At 73.4% G+C, this 3,150-nt stretch carries 1 protein-coding gene and 1 pseudogene; one reads left to right on the top strand and one right to left on the bottom strand.

All coding sequences use genetic code 11. The features are described from left to right. Positions 1-2,370: pseudogene (locus G3I40_RS22610) on the top strand (hypothetical protein); the annotation flags it as partial. A 55-nt stretch (positions 2,371-2,425) separates the two neighbouring features. On the opposite strand, the gene G3I40_RS22605 reads toward G3I40_RS22610, so the two are convergent. Further along, the coding region (locus G3I40_RS22605) for an FAD-dependent oxidoreductase (RefSeq protein WP_164303964.1) at positions 2,426-3,150 on the bottom strand (725 nt) is incomplete at its 5' end.

The following is a 3,150-nucleotide window of genomic DNA, read 5'->3' as shown; positions in this document are numbered from 1 at the left end:
GACCTCGGCGACTCCCGCGTCAGCGGCACCCGCACGGTCACGCTGCACAACTCCTCGCGGCGCACCGTCAGCGGGTCGGTGTCCGTCTCCGGCGACGGCGCGCGGGTCAGCCCGCGCCGGGTCACGATCCGGCCGGGCCGCGACGCCACGGTGCGCCTGACCCTCGACGTGCCGCGCCCGGAGAGCGTCGAGCACTTCTCCGGGACCATCGGCGTCAGCGACCACGGCACCTCGCTGCTCGGCGTGCCGTACCTGCTCGAAGCGGCGCCGCTGTCCGTCGACGCGACGCCCGACCCCTCGACGGGTGCGAGCACCGCGTACGTCTATTCGTCGGCCGCGCTCGCCGCGCCGCCGGTGCTCACGGTCGACCCGCCGAAGGGACGCACGTACACCAAGACGATGCGCGCGACGGCCGACCCGCACTATTACTCCGCGGCCCTCGCGGGACCCGCAGCCGGCACGTACCGGCTGACCGCCCGCGCCAAGGCCACCGGTGGCCAACGGCAGTACGGCAGCGGCGGGTTCGAGGTCACGGCCGAGGACGCGCACAGTGCGACGTGGCAGCCCGTGGGGCCCAACAGCGCCGACGGCAGGGTCACCCTCGCGCCGGGGGCGCCGCGGCAGGCCGTCATGACGCAGGGCGGCAACTCGGGAGCCTGGCTCACCACCGACGCGGGCAAGACGTGGACGCAGCGCGCCCGCACCCCGTTCACGGGGGCCGACACGAACGAGCCCTCGCTCGTCGTCGACGCCCACGATCCCGACCGCTGGTGGTCGGCGATGCAGGCCATCTCCTGGTCGGGGAGCAACGGAGGCATCCTGCGCACCGAGGACAAGGGGCGCACCTGGGAGCGGCTGAACGCGCCCGACGTGTCCTACTCCGACCTCGTCTCCGACGCCGGCACGCGCGTCCTGGTCGCCGAGTCGGACAGCGGGCTGCTGGTCAGCCGGGACGAGGGCGACAGCTGGCAGAGCGAGGAGCTCGGCCTGCCCGCGGACGTCTCGAAGATCGCCATGGGCGGCGACGACCTGTACGCGTGGTCGGGCACCGACATCTGGGTCGTGCGCGGCATGACCGGCGACGGGCCGAAACAGGCGGAACGCATCTACTCCGTGGCCGCAGACCGCTCGCAGTTCATCGCGGGCTTCGGAGGCGACGGCCGGCTCGTCGTCGTGCAGGTCCTCGGCAAGAACGGCGGCCTGTTCATCAGCAGCGACGGCGGCCGGAACTGGACCCCGGGCAAGGGAGACACCCGGGGGCTGCTCACCGTCGGCGGCGGATCGATCGTCTTCGACGGCGCCGACGGCACCACCCGCGTCAGCAAGGACGCGGGCGCCACGTGGCAGGACATCGGCAAGCCGAACCCCGCCACGGTGGTGTACGACTACGACCGCTGGGCCGACGGGTCGTACACCGTCAGTGCCTCCTCCGCGGGCGTCTACCGCGGCGGGGACGGCGGAGCGGGACAGCACCGCATCGGCGTGCAGGGCACCAGCGTGCCCGCGCTCGCCGTCGCCGACGGCGGGCTCCTCGCGGGCACCGACGTGGGCATGTACCGCACGGCGCTGCCCGTCGCCTCGCAGGAGTGGGGTGCGGGCGAGCACGAGGGCACGACCGGCAGCCAGGTCTCGGCCCTGCAGACGTACGCCAAGGACCGCAAGATCGTGTGGCGGACGTTCGACAGCCTCGCCGGGCTGTCCGTGCAGAAGAGCACGGACGGCGGCCGCACCTGGCAGGAGAAGGGGCAGCTGGACGGCAGCACCCTCGGGCTCCTCGTCGACCCGAAGGACCCGAACCGGATCGCCGTGTCGTACACCCAGCTCGACGGGCCGGGCGTCTACACCACCACCGACGGCGGCGCCCACTGGAAGAGCCTGCGCAAGAACGACCAGTTCCGCGCCCTGGCGGCCGACCCCCGCAAGAACGGGCGGATCTGGCTCGGCGGGTACGGCGGCCTGTTCTACTCGGACGACTTCGGCAAGACCCTGACGAAGGCGGCCGACGGCGAGGTCTCCGCGCTCGCCACGGACGGCTCCCGGCTGATCGTCGGCGGCACCACCCTGCGCTGGACCTCCGACGGCGGCCGCACCTTCCACACCGCCGACCACGGCGGCCTGAAGATCCAGGTGTCGGGCGTCGTCGCGTCGGGCGGCGCCCTGTACGCGGGCACCACCGGGCGCTGGATGCCGGGTGAAGTCCCGTACGGAGCACGGGGAGTTCTGAAGTCCACGGACGGCGGCCGCACCTGGCGCAACGTCTCGGGGACACTGCAGAACACCGACGTGCTGTCCCTGGCGGCGAGCCCGGACGGGCGCAGCCTCTTCGTCGGGACCCGGCTGGGAGGTGTGCACCGGCTCCTGCTGAAGTGAGCCGGTGCGGATGAGCTGAGGGAGGGGGCCCGTGCGAGGGGAGGGGCCCCCTTTCTCATGCCGTCGCGCGCAGCGCACCGTCGAACGTGGCGGCGGCCAGACCGAACGACAGCGTCATCCCGATCCCCGAGGTGACCGACAGCGCCCGCACCCCCGTCGCCACGTCCTGGACGAGCAGGGGACCGCGGGCGCTGCTCGCGTACACGCCCTGCCAGCGTTCGGTCACCCGCACCTCGGGCACCCCGAGCACCCGGGCCGCCTCGCGCAGCAGCAGGGCCGTCGTCCCCTCGTCCTGGAAGGGGATCTCCGTGTCGTCGTAGGCGTGCGAGTCGCCGACCAGGACCGAGCCGTCGGGCAGCCGCGTGAACATGACGTTGGCGACGACGTCGAGCAACGCGGCGCTGTGGCCGGTGACTTCGGCGCGCAGCGCGGTCGCCGAGGGCATCGCCGTGAACGCGTCGTAGCGCAGCATCGAGGTGGCGGTGAGGACGGCGCTGTGGGTGCGGAAGGCGGCCGGCGCCTCGATCCGGGCCATCGACAGGCGGCAGCGTTCGATGCCGTGCGCCTCGGCCTGCACCGGGTAGAGCCGGTCCAGGTCGTGGCCGACGCAGAGCAGGATCTGGTCGCCGTGGACCGGGCCGCGGGCCGTGTGCACGGTGCCGGTCTCGACGCCGGTCACGTTGGTGCCCCACACGACGTTCACGCCCGGCTGTTCGGCGAGCCAGGCGGCGAGCCGGGGCGCCGCCTCGCGCGGATCGACCCGCAGGTCGGCCGGGAGCA

This window comes from Streptomyces sp. SID14478, assembly GCF_010548525.1.
Classification (GTDB): Bacteria; Actinomycetota; Actinomycetes; order Streptomycetales; family Streptomycetaceae; genus Streptomyces.
The sequence above is the reverse complement of the archived record's forward strand: the minus strand, read 5'-3'. Positions and strand labels throughout refer to the sequence as shown.